This is a genomic window from Dickeya dadantii NCPPB 898 (assembly GCF_000406145.1).
Taxonomy (GTDB): domain Bacteria; phylum Pseudomonadota; class Gammaproteobacteria; order Enterobacterales; family Enterobacteriaceae; genus Dickeya; species Dickeya dadantii.
Genome location: NZ_CM001976.1, coordinates 3,808,279 through 3,827,504 on the forward strand (window position 1 = coordinate 3,808,279; position 19,226 = coordinate 3,827,504).

The 19,226-nt window shown below is 59.8% G+C and carries 13 protein-coding genes; 4 read left to right on the top strand and 9 right to left on the bottom strand.

The window, feature by feature from the left end:
- Positions 1 to 6: 6 nt before the first annotated feature.
- From hldE to DDA898_RS17165, 3 genes are all read right to left on the bottom strand, one after another.
- Positions 7 to 1,434, bottom strand: coding sequence for a bifunctional D-glycero-beta-D-manno-heptose-7-phosphate kinase/D-glycero-beta-D-manno-heptose 1-phosphate adenylyltransferase HldE (gene hldE / locus DDA898_RS17155; RefSeq protein ID WP_013319271.1), 1,428 nt, complete (start codon positions 1,432 to 1,434; stop codon positions 7 to 9).
- 155 nt (positions 1,435 to 1,589) lie between these two features.
- A complete protein-coding gene (gene glnE / locus DDA898_RS17160) occupies positions 1,590 to 4,439 on the bottom strand; it encodes a bifunctional [glutamate--ammonia ligase]-adenylyl-L-tyrosine phosphorylase/[glutamate--ammonia-ligase] adenylyltransferase (protein WP_038911842.1) in 2,850 nt (949 codons plus the stop codon).
- Positions 4,440 to 4,564: 125 nt separating this feature from the next.
- Positions 4,565 to 5,896, bottom strand: coding sequence for a CYTH domain-containing protein (locus tag DDA898_RS17165; protein WP_038911843.1), 1,332 nt, complete (start codon positions 5,894 to 5,896; stop codon positions 4,565 to 4,567).
- Positions 5,897 to 6,204: 308 nt separating this feature from the next.
- Between DDA898_RS17165 and DDA898_RS17170 the strand changes: the two genes are divergently transcribed.
- Together DDA898_RS17170 and DDA898_RS17175 are read left to right on the top strand one after the other, a co-directional pair.
- A complete protein-coding gene (locus DDA898_RS17170) occupies positions 6,205 to 6,825 on the top strand; it encodes a TIGR04211 family SH3 domain-containing protein (RefSeq protein ID WP_038911845.1) in 621 nt (206 codons plus the stop codon).
- A gap of 217 nt (positions 6,826 to 7,042) precedes the next feature.
- Entirely contained in the window at positions 7,043 to 8,290 is a 1,248-nt protein-coding gene (locus DDA898_RS17175) for a multifunctional CCA addition/repair protein (protein ID WP_013319275.1), read from the top strand.
- Between the two features lie 48 nt (positions 8,291 to 8,338).
- On the opposite strand, the gene bacA is transcribed toward DDA898_RS17175, so the two are convergent.
- Positions 8,339 to 9,160 (bottom strand): undecaprenyl-diphosphate phosphatase, encoded by an 822-nt coding sequence (gene bacA / locus DDA898_RS17180; protein WP_013319276.1) that lies wholly within the window; start codon positions 9,158 to 9,160, stop codon positions 8,339 to 8,341.
- A gap of 176 nt (positions 9,161 to 9,336) precedes the next feature.
- A complete protein-coding gene (gene folB / locus DDA898_RS17185; protein WP_033112038.1) occupies positions 9,337 to 9,699 on the bottom strand; it encodes a bifunctional dihydroneopterin aldolase/7,8-dihydroneopterin epimerase in 363 nt (120 codons plus the stop codon).
- Between the two features lie 107 nt (positions 9,700 to 9,806).
- Here folB and plsY point away from each other — a divergent pair, with 107 nt between their 5' ends.
- Positions 9,807 to 10,448 (top strand): glycerol-3-phosphate 1-O-acyltransferase PlsY, encoded by a 642-nt coding sequence (gene plsY, locus DDA898_RS17190; RefSeq protein ID WP_013319278.1) that lies wholly within the window; start codon positions 9,807 to 9,809, stop codon positions 10,446 to 10,448.
- Positions 10,449 to 10,524: 76 nt separating this feature from the next.
- Here the strand turns inward: plsY and DDA898_RS17195 are convergent, their stop codons facing one another.
- A complete protein-coding gene (locus tag DDA898_RS17195) occupies positions 10,525 to 12,111 on the bottom strand; it encodes a methyl-accepting chemotaxis protein (protein WP_038911846.1) in 1,587 nt (528 codons plus the stop codon).
- 312 nt (positions 12,112 to 12,423) lie between these two features.
- Between DDA898_RS17195 and ppa the strand changes: the two genes are divergently transcribed.
- Positions 12,424 to 12,954, top strand: a complete 531-nt coding sequence (ppa, locus tag DDA898_RS17200) for an inorganic diphosphatase (protein ID WP_013319280.1) — start codon at positions 12,424 to 12,426, stop codon at positions 12,952 to 12,954.
- 80 nt (positions 12,955 to 13,034) lie between these two features.
- On the opposite strand, the gene DDA898_RS17205 is transcribed toward ppa, so the two are convergent.
- The 3 genes from DDA898_RS17205 to tamA are packed head-to-tail and all read right to left on the bottom strand — an operon-like array spanning position 13,035 to position 18,867.
- Positions 13,035 to 13,376 (bottom strand): gamma-glutamylcyclotransferase family protein, encoded by a 342-nt coding sequence (locus DDA898_RS17205; protein ID WP_013319281.1) that lies wholly within the window; start codon positions 13,374 to 13,376, stop codon positions 13,035 to 13,037.
- A 2-nt stretch (positions 13,377 to 13,378) separates the two neighbouring features.
- Positions 13,379 to 17,134, bottom strand: coding sequence for an autotransporter assembly complex protein TamB (gene tamB, locus DDA898_RS17210; RefSeq protein ID WP_038911847.1), 3,756 nt, complete (start codon positions 17,132 to 17,134; stop codon positions 13,379 to 13,381).
- Entirely contained in the window at positions 17,131 to 18,867 is a 1,737-nt protein-coding gene (tamA, locus tag DDA898_RS17215; RefSeq protein ID WP_107768370.1) for an autotransporter assembly complex protein TamA, read from the bottom strand. The genes tamB and tamA overlap by 4 nt, the downstream gene beginning before the upstream one ends.
- Positions 18,868 to 19,226: the final 359 nt, after the last annotated feature.

Sequence of the window (19,226 nt, forward strand, 5' to 3'; positions counted from 1 at the left end):
CGCCCGTCAGTCTCTGGCTTTAATGGTGTTGATGATATTGGTGGTCGAGCAGCCGTCTTCAAAGTTCAGCACCCGCACCTCGCCGCCATTGGCCCACACTTCCTTGCTGCCGGCAATGTCTTCCGGTTTGTAATCGCCGCCCTTCACCAGAATATCCGGCAGGACTTCGCTAATCAGCCGCTGTGGCGTGTCCTCTTCGAACGGCACCACCCAGTCCACAGCTTCCAGCGCGCCCAGCACGATCATACGCTGCGTTAACGGATTGACCGGACGGCTCGGCCCTTTCAGGCGTTTGGTGGAGTCATCGCTGTTCACCGCCACAATCAGACGATCGCCCAGACGGCGCGCGTTGGCCAGATAAGAGACATGCCCGGCGTGCAAAATGTCGAAACAGCCATTGGTCATCACCACCGTTTCACCGCGCTGACGCGCCAGCGCCACCGCGTCTTTCAGTTGCGCTTCGGTCATGACGCCGAAGCCGGTGTCGGCACGGCCGCGAATAGCGTTTTCCAGCTCGATCGGCGTTACCGTCGAGGTGCCGAGCTTGCCGACTACCACACCGGCCGCCGCGTTGGCCAGGAAGCAGGCTTCCTCCAGCGGCTTGCCCGCCGCCAGCGCCGCCGCCAGCACGCCGATCACGGTATCGCCGGCGCCGGTAACGTCATACACTTCCTGCGCCTGCGTCGGCAGGTGCAACGGCGCTTTGCCCGGTTGCAACAGCGTCATGCCCTGCTCGGAACGGGTTACCAACAGCGCGGACAGATCCAGATCCGCCAGCAGCTTCGCGCCGCGTTCCACCAAATCGTTTTCATCTTTGCAACGCCCGGCCACCGCTTCGAACTCAGACAGGTTCGGCGTCAGCAGCGTCGCACCGCGATAACGGTTGAAATCGGTGCCTTTCGGGTCGATCAGCACCGGCACGCCGGCGGCTCTGGCGGTCTGGATCATGCTCTGTACGTGTACCAGCGCGCCTTTGGCGTAGTCGGACAGCACCAGCGCGCCGATTTTCGGCAATGCCTGCTGGATGCGTTCAATCATCGGTTGCGGATCCACGCTGTCGAACCCTTCTTCAAAGTCGAGGCGGATCAGTTGCTGGTTGCGCGACAGCACACGCAGCTTGGTGATGGTCGGATGGGTGGGAACGGAAACGAAGTCGCACTTGACGTTCACTTCGTTCAGTTTGGCGCTCAGGGCGCGGGCGGCATCATCGATACCGGTCAACCCCACCAGACGCGACCCCGCTCCCAGCGCGGCGATGTTCATCGCTACGTTGGCCGCGCCGCCGGGACGCTCTTCGATGGTATCCACCTTGACCACCGGCACCGGCGCTTCCGGCGAAATACGGCTGGTCGGGCCGTACCAGTAGCGGTCCAGCATTACGTCACCCACAACCAGAACACCGGCGTGGCGAAAATCAGGTAGCGTTACTTTCATTCCCTGGCTCCAAAAACAGGTTCATTTTTAACGCGCGCTATATTATCACATTCAACTACCACACCATCACATTCAACTACCACACGCTCACACTCAACTACCACACTCACCGGGTAGCCACAGTGCCCCAGCGGGGCAGTTTTGCGCGACATGTCTCATTCCAGCCACTTTTTCCAGCTCTGTAGCACCTGCTGCCGCTCGGCGCTGAAACGGTCATGGCCGACGCGACCGGGCAGTTCCTGCAACGCCAGATGATGGATTTCATCGCGCAGGGTGATGTAGGCCAGCCGTAAAGCATCAGCCTCGTCCTCCGCCATCACGCCGTGGCGGGCCAGCAATTCCAGAATACGCACATTATCGGACCAGCGCGTCAGCCGCGGCTCCTGCGCCGCGTCACGCAACACCAGATACTGGGCGATGAACTCAATATCGGTGATGCCGCCGGCGTCGGCCTTGATATCAAAACCCGAGTCCTTGCTGGCGTGGTGCTGGCGCATTTTTTCCCGCATTTCGCGCACTTCGGTGCGCAGCGCGTCGCCGTCACGCTCACGGCACAGAATCCGCTGACGAATTTGCTCAAACTGTTGCTGAATGGCGGGTTCGCCATACACTACCCTGGCGCGCACCAGCGCCTGATGCTCCCAGGTCCAGGCTTCGTTGCGCTGATAATCCTCGAACGCCGCCACGGTGCTCACCAGCATACCCGCCGCTCCCGACGGCCTTAAACGGGCGTCGACCTCGTACAAAATACCGGACGAGGTACGTGTGCTGAACAGGTGCATCACGCGCTGGGCCAGTCGCAAATAGAACTGACGGCCGTCGATGCTGCGCTCGCCATCGGTCACCACGTTATCCGGGCAATCAATCAGAAACACCAGATCAAGGTCGGAACTGTAGCCCAACTCCCAGCCGCCCAGCTTGCCGTACCCCACCACGGCGAACCCGCGCCCGGACTGAGCATGCAGGTGGGCAGGCTGGCCGTAACGCGCCACCATCTGGCTCCACGCCTGCTGTACCACGGCGGCAATTATCGCCTCCGCCAGATAGGTTAAGTGATCGCTCACTTTCATGACCGGCAGCGCGCCGACGATATCGGCCGCCGCGATGCGCAGATGCTGCGCCTGCTTGAACTGACGCAACGCTTCCAGTTGCTGCTCTTCGTCCTCCTCCGGCACCCGCATTAAGTATTGACGCAGTTCGTCGGCGTAAGCATTCAGCTCGGTGGGTTGGTACAAGCTGGCCGGGTCCAGCAGTTCATCCAGCAGCAACGGATAACGCGCCAGTTGGCTGGCAATCATCGGCGACACGGCGCACAGCCAGATCAGCTGCGTCAGCGCCGGGCGCGACTCCAGCAACAGTTCCAGATAGGTGGTACGGGTAACGATGCCCAGCAACAGCGGCGTCAGGCGCGCCACGATGACGTCGGCATTAGCATGGCCGCAGGCCTGCGCCAGCAATGCCGGCATCAGTTGGTCGAGCACGTCGCGTCCGCGCGGCCCGATGGTGCGACGGGATAAATCAGCGCGGAAATCCGTCACCCGCGCCAGCAACCGCTCGCATACCTCCGGGGTCAGGTCAGGCGCCAGCGCCGCCAGGTCCGCGCTATCCAGGCTATCCTGCCACAGGCTGCTGTAATGGCTGTGTTCCGGGGTTTCGCTGCCGTCGGGCGCTTCATCGCCAATCAGCTCATGGAACACCGCGCGCACCGCCTGCATCTGCTGATGTAAGCGTTCACTCAGTTGCAACCAGTCGTCACAGCGCATCCCCCACGCCAACCGCGCCTGATTAAGCGGGTCTCCCGGCAGAGTTTGCGTCTGTTCGTCGGCGATCGACTGCAGCAGGTTCTCCAGCCGGCGTAAAAATAAATACGCCTCGCGCAACTGATCCGCCTGCGCCGGGGTCAACAGCCCCAGCTCGCCAACCTGCGCCAGCGTCGGCAGCAGAGCGCGCCCTTGCAACGTAGGCTCACGGCCGCCGCGAATCAGCTGAAACACCTGGGTGATGAACTCCACTTCGCGGATGCCGCCCGCCCCCAGCTTGATGTTGTTGCGCAGGTCGCGCCGCCGCACTTCGCGGGCGATCATGCTCTTCATGTTGCGTAGCGATTGAATCACGCTGAAATCGATATAGCGGCGAAACACGAACGGCCGCAGCATGCGGATCAGTTCCTGGCTGTAATGGTCGTCATCGCCCCCCATCAGCCGGGCTTTGACCATCGCATACCGTTCCCAGTCGCGCCCCTGCTCCTGATAGTAATCCTCCAGCGCGGCGAAACTCATCACCAGCGGGCCGCTGTCGCCGAACGGCCGCAGACGCATGTCTACCCGGTAAACAAAGCCGTCCACGGTCGGCTGGTCCAACGCCTTGATCAACCGCTGACCGAGGCGGGTGAAGAACTGGGCGTTATCCAGTTCCCGGCGTCCGCCGCGGGTCTGGCCGTTTTCCGGATAGGCGAAAATCAGATCGATATCCGAGGAAAAATTCAGTTCGCCGCCGCCGAGTTTGCCCATGCCCAGAATCAGCAACGGCTGAGGCTCGCCCGCCGCATTGCAGGGCGTGCCCCACTCGCGGCAGCAGGCGTCATACAGCCACTGGCGGGCAGCGACGATCAGCACTTCTGCCAAAACGCTCAGTTGCTGCAACGTCTGCTCGGTGGTACTGAGCTGCAACCATTGCCCCCAGGCGATGCGCGTCAGAATGCGGCGCCGGAACAGGCGCAACGCCTGCATTAACGCCGCCTCATCGCCAACGCTGCTCAACGACTGCGACAGCCAGTCCGCATACTGCCGCCACTCCTCCGGCTGGGGCGGTTGCTGCATCATCTCCTGCCGCCACTCCGGATAGCGCGCCAGCGCGTCGCTAACGAACTCGCTGCAAATCAGTACCGCCATCGCTTCATCGTCCAGCGGCGTCGGATCGGAAATCAACAGGCGCTCCGCCTCATGGCGTGCCTGTTCGGTCAGTGGTTCAGAGAGCGGAAACAACGATGCGGGACGACAGGTCATGGCGATATCCTTGCACAGCTGCCCCGTCAGGCAGCTTCGATAAATGTTGCTTCGATAAATGTTGAACCGGGGTTATCGCCTTGCCGGCGCCGGAAAAGCGATAGCCCCGAAGCGCGACAGGCGGATTATTGGCCGCTGTGCAGCCAGAACGGCGGCTGTTCGATCGCCTGCTTACGGCAGTGCTCCAGCTCGCTGGGTATACTCTGGCCAGCGGACAGCGCGTCAATCAGCCGCATCAACTCACGCCACGGCTGCAAATAGCGGTGGGTATCCTCCGGCGGGTAGGAACCGCCCAGCAGTAAAAAGGCGTACACGCCGCGCTGCAGCCGCGGTAATTGCTGAGTGTAATGCAACGCATCCAGCGCGTGACTGAACACAGCTTTCAATTCAGCCAGACTGCGGCTCATCATGATATCGGCAAAGCGTTTCCAGGAGCTTTGCAACCGCATCAGCTCACGGTTGTCCATGTAGCCGCGCCAGCCGCGTTTTACCAGCCACGAGGTCACAATCAGTTTACCCTTCAGGTAATCGGCGCTGTAGCAGAGTGCATCCGCCGTTTCCGTACGTTCGATCCCCTCTTCGAGATGGGTCAACGCCGCGCGGAATTCCGAGGTCACCTTACGCGGCACCACGCCCCCCGCCAGCACCAGCAGTTCCCGCATCATCGCACCGGCCTCCAGCAACGCCAGGCGCGCCGCATTATCGCCGCGCACCCACAGTTCCTCATGGTATTGCCAGTGACTAAATGCATATTCCAGCCCGGCGGCAATACCCTGGTCGAGCGTCATTTTAGGCTCTACCGGCAGGAACCCCAGCTCACTGCACGGCCTGGCCGGATTGCCTTTCGCCAGATGATAGCCTCGGGCGGCTTTGCTCAGGCTCCCTTGCCGTAAGCCGCCGATATCGGCCAGCTCGCTGGCGAACGCCAGCAAATCCGCGGTACGACCGTTTTTCAGCTCCAGTTCCAGTTCGCACAGCGGTTCGATGAATTCGCCGGCGCTGACCTCGCCCTGATCAACGGCTATCTCAATCAGGCTCTGATGATGGGACACCACCCAGGCTTCTCGCTGAAAATCAGTGCTGAACAGCGGCTGTAACGCCTGAGCCAGCGCGTCGATATCGCAATCCTCCGGCCAAATCTCCGCAGGCAGCAGACGAATATCCAGTTGCGGCCCGGGCAGATCCACGTTGTATTCCGGGTGCTGATGGAGCCCGCCGACCACTTTCCCCGCGGTTTTCACCGTCATCTCATAACGGCCGTTTTCGCCCCGGATACGCAGCCCGATACCATGCCGGCGCAGATAAGCGTCGGCGGTTTCGTAATAAATATTCGCCAGTTGGCGGGTATGCAGATGGTTGCTGTGGCCCACGTCGCTCTGCCAGTTTTTCAGGCCCTGCCTGACCGCCGCCAACGCCTCGGGGTGAATGATAAATTTTAACTCGATCTCTTCGCTCATAGTCTTGCACTACCGGATATTGCGGAAATGTCGCCAGTAAATAACATTTTATCTCAGGTTGCCACTTTTGCGGCATGGCGGCGCACACGCCCTGCGAGCGCTCTCACAAGGCGTGTGCAACCCGATTTTCTCCCTCGCCGAATTTTGACTATGCTTGAGTCCTCATCGCCAGTTAACCAAGGCACTGATTTACCGGACCAAGTTTACAAAACCAAGAGTAAGACTGTTCCCATTCAGGTTTGCCGGCGGCATCGTCAGACTGGGCGCGCGAACCGTAGAACCTCTATGAACTTAATATATTGAATATGATGAATAAATTACCCTTTTTCCTTGCCGCGATCCTGGGTCTGTCCACAACATTGGGCCTGCATGCGGAAGAAAAACGCTATATCTCCGATGAACTTGCCACCTACACCCGCAGCGGTCCAGGCAACCAGTACCGTATCGTCGGCACGTTGAACGCCGGTGAAGCCGTCACGCTTATCAGCGCCGACGCCGGTGCCGGTTACGCACAGATCCGTGACGAAAAAGGCCGCACCAGTTGGATTCAGCTCGATCAGCTCAGCCAGACACCCAGCCTGAAAACCCGGGTGCCGGAACTGGAGAATCAGGTCAAAACGCTGACGGACAAGCTTAACAGCGTCGATCAGGACTGGAACCAGCGCACCGTCGACCTACGCCAGAAAGTCGCCGCCAGTGACGGCACCCTCACATCGTTGCAAAAAGAAAATCAGGCGCTGAAGAGCCAGCTGGAGGTGGCGCAGAAAAAGCTTGAGGTAGCCAATCTGCAACTGGACGACAAGCAGCGCACGCTGATCATGCAGTGGTTTATGTACGGCGGAGGCGTGGCGGGCGCGGGTCTGGTGCTGGGACTACTGCTGCCGCACCTGTTGCCCAGACGTAAAAAGAACGACCGCTGGATGGGGTAACTCCTGAACACCGGCTCGCCGACCACCCGGATGTCCCCCCGCTGTTTTCGGAAATGGCTTTCAAAGGTAGTTTTCAAAGATAGTTTTCGGGATAGCGTTCGAGATTGTGTTCAAGAGGATGTTAATCAACAATAACCGAAATTATTGTTAGCTATAATTTCGGTTATGGCTGGCTATCATTCCAGTTATCGACACAGCCTAACATCGGGAGCCGGGTTTGAAGATTTACCTTGTAGGGGGCGCAGTGCGCGACGGCCTGTTGGGCAGGCCGGTCACCGAACGCGACTGGGTGGTGGTCGGCGCCACGCCGGAAATGCTGTTGCAACAAGGCTACCAGCAGGTTGGGCGGGATTTCCCGGTTTTCCTGCACCCGGAAACCAAAGAGGAGTATGCGCTGGCGCGCACCGAGCGCAAATCCGGCAATGGCTATACCGGGTTTACCTGCCAGGCCACGCCGGACATCACGCTGGAAGAGGATCTGCAACGCCGCGATCTGACCATCAACGCCATCGCGCAGGATGAAGACGGGCAGTTGATTGACCCCTACGACGGTCAGCGTGATTTGCAAAACCGGCTCCTGCGCCATGTGTCCGACGCTTTCAGCGAAGATCCGCTGCGGGTGCTGCGGGTCGCGCGCTTCGCCGCCCGCTATGCCCATCTCGGTTTCCTGATCGCCGAAGAAACCCTGAACCTGATGCAGGCGATGACCCGTAACGGCGAGCTGGATTTCCTGACGCCGGAACGGGTGTGGAAAGAAACAGAGAAAGCCCTCGCTACTCAAGATCCGCAGGTCTATTTTCAGGTGCTGCGCGACTGTGGCGCGCTGGCGGTGCTGTTCCCCGAAATCGATCGTCTTTACGGCGTGCCGGCTCCCGCCCAATGGCACCCGGAAATCGACACCGGCATTCATGTGATGATGAGTCTGGCGATGGCCGCCCGCCTCAGTCCGGCGCTTGACGTACGCTTCGCCACCTTGTGTCACGATCTCGGCAAGGGACTGACGCCGCCTGAACTGTGGCCGCGCCATCACGGTCACGGCCCGGCCGGCGTACCGCTGGTGGAAGCGTTGTGCCAGCGGTTACGGGTGCCTAACGCGCTGCGCGACCTGGCCTGTCTGGTGGCCGAGTACCATGATGTGGTCCACACTGTGCAGATGCTGCAACCCAAAACCCTGCTTAAGCTATTTGACGCCATCGATGTCTGGCGCAAACCCCAGCGTCTGGAACAGTTGCTGCTCGCCAGCGAGGCGGACGCACGCGGGCGCGCCGGTCTGGAGCAACAACCCTATCTTCAGGGAGACTATCTGCGCGAAGCTTTTATTGCCGCCAGCCGGATAACCAGCGCTGAAGTGGTGGCGGCCGGATTCCAGCATGCCGCGATCAGGGAAGAATTGCAGCGCCGTCGCTGCGCCGCGCTGGAAGAATGGAAAGCCCGGCGCGCCGAAGCTGCCGGGCTGTCGTCATAAGCACATAACGCCGTTATCGTCGGGATGCATCGATTCATCCCGACGGCATTACATCAGCACCAGCCACACCACGGCCGCCACGATAAAGCGGTAAATGGCGAACGGCACGAAAGAGATGCGCTTAATCAACTGCAGGAAGGTTTTGATAGCGATCATCGCCACCACAAACGCGGTCACAAAACCGGTAGCGAACATCGGCAGGTCGGACAGCGACAGAAAATGCCAGCTTTTATACAGATCCAGCCCGCTTGCGCCCAGCATGATCGGCACGGCAAGAATAAAGGAGAACTCGGACGCCGCGTAGCGATTAACCCCAACCAACATCCCGCCGGAAATAGTCGCACCGGAACGCGAGAACCCCGGCCACAGCGCCAGACACTGAAAACAGCCAATCAGGAACGCCTGAACATAGCTGATGTCATCCAGCCCTTCCGCCTTCGGCTTTTTGGGTTTGAACCACTCCGCCAGCAGCAACAGCACGCCCCCGGCCACCAGCGCGTAAGTGACGGTAACCGGATTGAACAGCGACTTGATGAAGTCATGCAACACCAGCCCCAACACCACGGCGGGGATCATCGCCAGCACAATGTGCACCAGCGTCAGATGGCCTTTGCCGCGCCCTTCATGCTGCGGCGGCTGCCCGAAGTGAATGCCGATCAACCCGAACATTCGCCGCCAGAACACCACCACCACCGCCAGGATCGACCCTAACTGGATGATGACTTCAAAGGTCTTGGCCGTGTCTCCCTCAAACCCCAGCCAGTGACCGACGATAATCATATGCCCGGTGGATGACACCGGCAGAAATTCGGTGAGTCCTTCCACCACCCCTAGAATGAACGCCACCAGCAACGAATGCAGATCCGCCATCGACCGTTAACTCCCTACCTGCCACATAAAAAAGCGGCCTTGCTGTCAGCAAGCCGCAACGTATAAAGCACATCGAAGATGTCCCACGCTTTCAGGAACCAGCTTAAAATAGAGATATTATCTTTTGATTACCTTAAGAAGGGTCTGTGTTTGCGCCGAAATGATCGCCAACTGATTTATGCCGACGGGCGGACGCCGCGTTCAATCACCACGCCCACGCTGCGCGCCTGCGCCACCGCGCCGGGCTTGCTGACCTTCAGCCGCAGCCAGGGAATGCCGAAGCGCTGCATCAGCCTGGCCGCCACCTCTTCAGCCACCCGCTCCACCAGCGCAAATCGCCCGCCGGCGACCAGTTCAATTACCGCCTCGCTGACATCGGCATAGCTCAGGCAATCCGCTACGTCGTCGCTGGCCGCCGCCGGGCGGTTATCCCAGGCCATTTCGATATCGAACATCAACTTCTGCTGGATGGTCTGTTCCCAGTCATAAACACCGATGGTGGTGATTACGCTCAGTTCTTCAATAAACACGATATCCATCACGTCATCCCCTGTTTTTGCCGCCGCCGGATACCACTTCCGACAGAAAGTGCGTATTATCCACAGATGCTGAACTTAAAACGACCTTTATTGGACGGAAGCCGTTTATGAGTGTTATCGCGCCCGGAATGATTATCATCGCGTATCTGTGTGGCTCGATCTCCAGTGCGATTCTGATTTGTCGTCTCGCCGGTTTGCCCGATCCGCGCGAACACGGTTCCGGCAATCCCGGTGCCACCAATGTGCTTCGTATCGGCGGTAAAACCGCTGCCGCCGCCGTACTGGTTTTTGACGTTCTTAAAGGCATGCTGCCGGTATGGGGCGCTTATGCGCTGGGCAGTTCGCCGCTGTATCTCGGCCTGACTGCCATCGCCGCCTGTCTGGGCCATATTTACCCGATTTTTTTTCGCTTCCACGGCGGCAAAGGGGTCGCCACCGCGTTTGGCGCCATCGCGCCTATCGGCTGGGATCTGACCGGCCTGATGACCGGCACCTGGCTGCTGACCGTGCTGTTGAGCGGCTACTCCTCGCTGGGGGCGATTATCAGCGCGCTGATCGCGCCGTTCTACGTCTGGTGGTTCAAGCCTCAGTTCACCTTTCCGGTCGCTATGCTCTCCTGCCTGATCCTGATGCGGCATCACGATAATATCCAGCGGCTGTGGCGTGGTCAGGAAAGCAGGATCTGGAAAAAGCTGCGCCGTAAACGCCGTTCGGCGGACGATACGCCAGACAAACACGACGCTTCCTGAGCGTAAAAAAAAGCGGCCTCGACGAGCCGCTTTGTCTTGTACTCACACCAGTTCACCTGAACCGTTCACGTCACGATCAGTAACGCCCCAGCGCCGCCAAAGCCTGTTGTTCCAGCCGGAACTGAGCCATGCTGGCCGCCAGTTCGCGCGCCTGATCTTCCAGCGAGCGGGTCGCCGCCGCCGACTCTTCCACCAGCGATGCGTTCTGTTGCGCCACCGAATCCATCTGCGACACCGCCAGATTTACCTGCTCAATGCCATTGCTTTGTTCACGGGTCGCGGTGGAAATTTCACGCATCAGGGTGGTCACCTGCGACACCGACGACGCCACGTCACTCATGGTTTCCCCGGCGACGCGGGCGATTTCGGCGCCTTCGTCAACCTGCGTTTGCGAATCCTGCATCAGCACCTTGATTTCTCTGGCCGACTGGGCGCTACGCTGCGCCAGACTACGCACCTCGCCCGCCACCACGGCGAAGCCGCGGCCCTGCTCGCCGGCACGCGCCGCTTCCACCGCTGCATTCAGCGCCAGGATATTGGTCTGGAAAGCGATACCGTCGATCATCGTCAGAATGTCGGCCACCCGCGCCGCCGTGGCGGAGATCATCTGCATTTTATCCAGCATCTGATCAACCGCTTTGCTGCCTTTCGTGGCGGTATCGGATACCCGCTGCGCCAGCAGATAAGCTTGATCGGCGCTATCGGCGTTCAGCTTCACGGTGGAAGCCAGCTGTTCCATGCTGGCGGCGGTTTGTTCCAGCGACGCGGCGGACTCTTCGGTACGCTCCGCCAGATGGCTGTTGCCGGACGCCAGCTCGCTGGTGCCGATATCAATCTGGCTGCCAGCGTCGCGCACGCGCCCTACCGCCACGGCGAGGGAGTGCTGCATGGATTTCATCGCCCGGATCAGTCGGCCGATTTCGTTGTTGCCGCCGTCTTCAATGGTGCGGGACAGATCGCCTTGCGCAATCACCTCAAGCTGCTGTACCGCGCCGTCCAGCGGGCGCAAAACCACCTGACGGATCGCCCACCATGCCAGCGTCGCCAACAATAGCGCCACAGCAAATACTATCCCCATCGTCCACAGACGGCCGTAAGCCAGTTCGTCCGCCTGCTGCAACATATTTTCTCCCACCTGCAGCGCAAAATCGCGGAAATCGGCGATGGCGGTATCCATACCGATGCTGAGCGCCGGCAGGGTATCCTGCATCAGGGCATAGTAGTCATCGAGATTGTCGTTATTCAATGCGGCAATCATCGGCGTCATTCCCTGACGGTCGTAGGCGTCATAGGCGACTTTGATGTGTTCGGCCAGCTCAGCGCCGCGTTTGGTCACGGTACCATACGCCAGAAACCGCGCCATCTCCCGGCGCGACACCTCGGCATAATTCGCCACGCGCCCCGCGGTTTCTTTCGCTTTGTCGATCAAACCGATTTCATACAGTCTGACCGCCTGCGCCGCAGCGGTACGGGCACGCAGCGTAGCGGTATAGCTTGACGACAGCGCGCTCAGTTCTTTCCCCTGAATTTTATCGATAGACAGCAGCGAACGGTTTCCCTGACTGATGGCGCTGGTGCCAATCCCAACGACAATCGCCAGCAGCACCAGCATGATGCCTACCAGCGCCAGCAGGCCATGCTTGACCGTAATGTTCTTTAGCATCCGTACTCTCCCTTGTGATTCAAAATAATAAAAACAGCCAATAGTAAGATGGCGCAGTCCAGTACGACGCACCGTGCCGGCGCATCGCGGACCCCGCCGGGTGACACGATTCAGGATCCACGTTTATCGGAATCCTGCCGTTGTTCTTTAATTAGATTAATTATTTAATTTCCATCGATTAGGCTTATGGTAATCCGGTATGGCAACCGGCAGACAGACACGATGCGCCCGGCCTAAAAAATCACGACTTTCGCCATCAGTTGGCTATAATGAGCGCCACTCCATTCTGGTTTGAAGAAGAAGGAAACCGACATGAGTTTGAATACGGTACCGGCGGGCAAAGACCTTCCGGAAGATATCTATGTAGTGATCGAAATCCCTGCCAACGCTGATCCGATCAAGTACGAAGTGGACAAAGAAACCGGCGCTCTGTTCGTAGACCGCTTCATGTCTACCGCCATGTTCTATCCGTGCAACTACGGCTACGTCAACAACACGCTGTCTCTGGACGGCGACCCGGTTGACGTTCTGGTGCCGACCCCGTATCCGCTGCAGCCGGGCTCCGTGATCCGCTGCCGTCCGGTTGGCGTACTGAAAATGACCGACGAATCCGGCGAAGACGCTAAAGTGGTGGCGGTACCGCACACCAAACTGAGCAAAGAGTACGATCACATCAAAGACGTGAACGACCTGCCGGAGCTGCTGCGCGCCCAGATCGGCCATTTCTTCGAGCACTACAAAGACCTGGAAAAAGGCAAATGGGTGAAAGTGGACGGCTGGGCTGACGCCGCCGCCGCGAAAGCTGAAATCCTGACGTCTTTCGAACGCGCCAAAAATAAATAAGGCGACCTGCCGTTTGCAGCGAATGCGAACCGGCAAGGCCAGCAACAAAAACACCGCCGATGGCGGTGTTTTTTTTACTGTTATTCCTGACGCTTCAACCAATCGCCGCTGGCGATGCGGCGTAGGCCGGTGACCGGGCGCTGATACAGGTAGATCCAGGCGCTACCGAAAGGCGTGGCGATAAGCTCACGTTGGTAGACGCCGTCTCCCCGCTTCAGTTCATCCAATTCGGTCAGAATAGACGAACTGATGCGGTACACTTCGCAGTAAATCTCTCCGTCGCCTGCAACCGCCGCCGGGTAGTGTCCCAGATCGTACAGCTCATACCCTTCAAGCTGATAATCCCCTAACCACTGAGCGTTGGTCATCCAATGACTGTTTCCCTGTTTGCGCCGTAAACTGCCGTAGACAATAATTCGCATTGCTAAAACTCGAACTGATAGAGCACATCAAGCGCCTGATTCACACCAGACACCGCTTCCAGATATAGTTTCGGCATTAAACGGTAACGTAAAGTTAACGTTGCCAGTGAATCGAACAGGCCGACACCATACTTGACCTGCAGGCCCGGAAGGACGTAACCGCTGACAACAACTTGCGATTTGTCGCCAACCCCCTGTGTATCCAGAGCTAAATTGCTTACGCCAAAGGCCTCGCCGATTTTACCCACAACTTGACCACTTTGTGCAACCCCCAAACCAATCAGAGCCGATGTCATCATCGAACTATCCGTTCCGCTGCTGTTCAGCCCCTGGCCGCGCAACAGGTAGGACAAGGCTTCTTCCTGCGATAAAGTCGGTTCGGAGAACACTTCCAGCTTAGGTGCGGTGGCCGTACCCGTTACGCGCACGCCGACCGTCACGCTGTCTGCGGTGTTGTCCGGGTTGCGGATCGCTTCAATATCCAGCATCGGCAACGTCGGCGGGCCGGAGAACAGCAACTGTCCCTTACGCACCTGCAGATCCTGACCATACGCCTTGAAACGTCCTTCCGGCATCGAAATCTGGCCGTTAAGACCCAGCCCTTGCGTGTCCTGCGTGACCTTCAAATCGCCGCGCAGCCGGGCGCGCAGGCCATAGGCGTCAAGCCAGACGTCATCGCCCACCCGCACGATCAGGTTGCTGGCAATCGGAATCGAACTGGCGGCGGTCGACATCGGACGTCGCCGTTCATCCAGAATGACCTCATCCGACGACACATCCACCGCGCTGGCCGGCATGTCATGCACCACGATTCGCGCCCAGGGGATCGTCACCGTGCCGTTGAGCGTCAGCAACTGCGGCGTCGCCTCGAACACGATATCCGGCGACACATCCAGTCGCGCCATCGGCGGCACCGTCACCCGCATGCGGTCGCCGTTGACGGCAATGCGCGCCCGCCAGGCCTCAGGCACCGACCAGTCGGCGTTCCCCGCCAAATTAATCTGCCCCTGCGTGGTGCGAAATACTCCCTGCAACGTCGACGACATACCGTTGAACAACAGCGCCAGCCGTCCGCTGGTCAAATCCACCGGCATCCAGTTGCCGTCCACGTCAAGATTATCCAGCGTCATCTGCCCGAATACCTGCGGGCGTTGCAAGTCGCCCCCCAGCCGCAAGTCGGCATTCACCACCCCGGCCGCCTTCTCGTTCTGGCGCAGAATCGGCCGCAGCAGATCGAGCGACAAGGCGTTTAACGTCACCGTACCGCTTAGGCTACGGCGTCGCTGCGGGTCGGCAATCTCTACGTCGCCCCGAAAACGGCCATTGCCCTGAATCCCCATCAGCCATGCCAGCCGCGCCTGTCCTCGCTGCAACCCGGCTTCCAGCGTCAGCGTATCAAACGCCACCGGCAGCGTGCCGCCCTGCACCTGCTGACGCACGGTCACGCCGTTGCCGGCCAGCGTGACGTGGGCCTCCGGCAGACCGCCGTTCGCCTGCCAGCTAACCTGAGCGTTACCGGTAATCGTGCCGCTCACCGCCGTCTGCTGGCCGATAAAGGGTTTCAGCATCGCCAGATTAAACCGGTTCAGATTGACGCTCGCGTTACCGCTGGCTCCCGCCTCGATCGGCTGTGGTACGCACAGTTCAGCATCCGGGTTACGCCAGCAATGCGCCCCCACCGTGACCTTCTGCGCCGCCGCCTGATAAACCAACGACATCGCCGGCGCCAGCCGCCACTCGCCGACTGGGGTGTCAAACCGCGTATCGCTGAGTTCTCCCTGCCAGCGCTGCTGCCCCCGGTCGAAATGACCGCTCAACAACAGCTGACCGCCCACCGGTTCGCCGTTCATGGTCAAACGCAACTGGTGCTGGTTCTCGTCACCGGCTGCACGCACATTCAGGGACGCCAGACGCAGGCTGCCCTGCGTCAGTTGCTGTAGCTGCAATGTCAGCGTGCCGTGCACCTGCTTATCCGACTGCACATCGCCATTGAGTGTCAGTTTGCCAAGGCTCAGTTCCTGCCAGCGCAGCGCCGTGGCATTGATTTCCGTCTGCAACTGCGGCGCATCACGCTTGCCGCTCAGTCGCAATTTGCCTATCACCTGCCCGCCCAGACCGGGCAGAATTCCGTTGAGCGCCGGCGCGTTGATATCGCCGTTCAGCCGCCACTGGTCGCTTAGCTCGCCCTGTAGCGTCAGTTGGTTACGCCCCAACGCCAGCGTAACCCCCGGAATCGACCACTGGCCGCTGGCGTTGCCGCTCAGCGCCCCTTTGACCATCACCTTGTTCTGCCTTACCTGCCCGTCCAGCGCCAGCTGCGGCACGTCCAGTTGCCACGCCTCGCCCGCCAGACTGCCGCGGGTGCTCAACGTCCCCTCCAGCCGCGCCGGCCATTCCGGCCATTGCTGCGCGGTATTGATACCCTTCAGAGTCAGGTTGCTGTTCCAGCTGATCGCATCGCGCCAGTCCAGTTGACCGGTTATGTCCGCCGTGCCCTGCAACGCGGCCAGCCGCAGTCGCGTCAGCGCGAATTGCTGCTCGCTGCCGCTGCCCTCCAGCGTCAGCGTGCCGGGCGGTAACTCGCGGCCGCGAATATCGCCCCGTAAGGACAGCGAGTAATCGGTGGCTTTACCGCCGATGTTCAGTTGCACATCGTTGAACTGATACTGTGCCTCGCCGGTCAGCGGCCAACGCAGTTGCGGGCTGTGCAGGCTGACGTTCAGCGGCAGGCCCGGCTCGGCCAGCGCGGTCTGGATATCCAGTTGCGCCCGCTGCGGGCCTGACAGGTTCACCGCCAGCCGCAACTGCCGGCGCAGGCTGCCTTCGGCCGTCAGCCGCAGCCGTTCGCCTTTGAGCGGGTCGATGTTCACCATACCGTTAACGTTGAGCGTCACCGGCCAGTCGCCTGCAAGCCGGGCGTCGCCATGGGCGTACAACGCGCCCTGCGGCGACTGCAGCGTCAGTTGTTGCAGCGTCAACGTCTGCTGCCGGGTGACGGCCTGCAACTGAAAGCGGGAAATGGTCACCGGCTGGTCGCCCTGAATCTGCCAGGACTCGCCGCGTAAATCGGCGATGGTGATATCCAGCGGCAGCGTAAACTCAGGCATCGCCGGCAACAACGGTGCGGCAAACAGGGCGCGCAACGTTTCGCCCAGCGGTGGTGGTTTGCTGGCCGTAACTGGCGGCGTAGGCGGCGTTTTCGGTGCGGCAGGCAGCACCACGGTGAGGCCCGACACCTGCGTCGGCAGCAGCGTCAGCGACCGCCCCTGCCAGCTCAGGCCGGTTTGCAGCAGCGACAGCGACACATCGGTGCCATCGACAATAATACGGCTGTTGCTCAGGTTTAACCGACGCAACGCCAGCGCCACGGGCGCGCTGATTTCGGCCACCGGCGGCGCCTGCACCGCAGGCTCGGGTTCAGCCGGCGGCATGTCGCCGGTATTGATTGCCACCGTCAGGTTCTGCAACGACAGGTCGTCCAGACACAGTTGGCTGCGCCACAGACAATCCGGCGCCAGCGCCAGATGCAGATTGTCCGTCTGCACGGTCACACCGGGCATTTGATAGCGTAGCGCTTTCAGCGTCAAATCCCGCCAGCCGCCCTCGACCTGCCCGATTTCCAGCCCCGGCACCCAGCGCACGGCGGCGCTGAGCAACAGCTGCAACCCCGGCGTCGTGGTCACCAGCAAAACCACCGCCAGCAACAACGCCAGCACGCCGGTCATCAGGCCAATTCCGGCTTTTTTCATCCTGCTCATAACTCCGGCCCCAGCCCGATATAAAACTGCAATCCGTGTTTGTCGTTATCCCCAATCGGCCGGGCGATATCCAGCTTGATCGGCCCTACCGGCGATGCCCAACGAATACCGATACCGGCGCCGGTTTTGAGGTTGGTACGCGCCAGATCGTTGACGGCCTCGCCGCTGTCCACAAACACCGCGCCCCACCATTTCCCGGTGACGTTGTACTGGTATTCCAGCGAACCGGTAGCCAGTTTTGAAGCCCCGGTGAGTTTGCCGTCGCTGTCGCGCGGAGAAACGGACTTGTATTTATAGCCGCGAATGCTGCGGTCACCGCCGGCGAAGAAACGCAACGACGGCGGTACGCGAGAGAAGCTGCCGGTTTCGATCCAGCCCAGATTGGCGCGCGCCACGAAGCGGTGTTTTTCCGCCAGCGATCGGATCCAGACGTTCTGGGCCTGAAACACCGCAAAATCGATATCCGAGCCCCACAGGGTATTGGAGACATCCACCGAATAGCGCTGGGTGTCGCCCCAGTCGGGCATCAGCCCGCCCCGCTGCCGGGTGCGGTTAAAACTGAGGCCGGGATAAATCAGCATGGTGGTGTTGGTGACGTTGGCCTGGGTAAAGTGATCCAGCGTCCAGTGCAGGTTGACCGCCCGTTGCCAGCCGCTGGACAGTTCCCAGTAACGCGCCAGGTTGAGCGACGTCGAGTCGGATTGGGTGTCGTTGAGGTCTTCGCGCTTGAAGCCGCCCTGCACCAGATAGTATTGCTCCAGCGGGCTTTTCAGCAGCGGAATCTTGTAGCTCAGATCCAGTTGCTGCTCCGGCGCGGACAGACTCAGGCTGCTTTCCAGACTGTGGCCGTAAGCATTAACCCAGGGTCTTTTCCAGGTGGTTTTCAACCGCGGCCCGACATCGGTGGCGTAGCCGACCCCGGTTTCCACGCTGTTGCGGGTGCGCGGCGTCAGCACCGCATCCAGCGGCAGGACTTTACCCCGGCGACCCTGTTCAAAATCAGGCGCCACCACCACCGAATTAAACCAGCCGGTGGCGGACAGACGCCGGTTAAACTCCCCCAGCTGTTCCGCCGAGTAAACGTCGCCCTCCTGAAACGGCACCAGATTCCGCAGATATGCCGACTGGATCTGGGAACCGCGAAAGTTGACCTTGCCGAAGCGGTAACGCGTGCCGCTGTCGTAATCAATGTCCCACCAGGCCTGATGGGTGGACGGCATCACGCCCAGTTGGCTTTTATTAAAACGGCCGTCAAAGTACCCCTTTCGCATCGATAGGGTACTGAGCTGGCTTTTGAAATCATCGTAAGCACCGTGATTGAGAATACTGCCTTCAACGGGACGGTGCTGTCTCACCAGTTTTTGATAATCTTCATCACTCTGCGCGCCGCCGCGGATGGCAATACTGGAGCCGGCGATTTTCACCGGTTCCCCCGGTTTGACGGTCACCTTCAGCACCGGGCGGCCGCGCCCCTGCGCCGGAATAAACTCAAAGCGAATCTCCGGGTCGTAGTAACCCAGTGCGCGCAGCCCTTTGCGGATCGCTTCATCGACCCGGGCGCGGAAACGACCGTCGGCGTTGACTTCATCCGGCGTGATGGTGGAAAGGCGGGCACGTACATTTTTCTGCAGCTCGCCCTCCAGTCCGGTGAGTTGCAGGCGCACGTTTGATGCGGCAAGCGCCGGCGCCGCCATCAGCAGCAGACTTCCGAGTCCCAACGTGCGGCAGAGCATGGCGCCACGACGGCAAAATCTGTTTTTTGTCCTGATAAAAATGGTCACTTAACTTCCCGGCAGTGTCAGCAGAATCGACGTGTTTTCTGATTAACTACAGACAAGTATGCCTGTAACGGTGCTGTTAACTATTGTTGTTAACTATAGATAGTCGTCGTCATGCAGACAACGCTATCACCCTGAAAACCGCCATCGCTCATGACAGTATGGTCCGCCAGCGAACGGACGGTTTCTCTGCTGCCGGCACCTGTGGTTGTAAAACACGTTTCGGCATCAACACCCCTGTCATATTGCTATGCTATTTCGCCATAAAGACAGAGCGCATTAACTCGGTTATGCTCTGAAAGTATGAAACACAG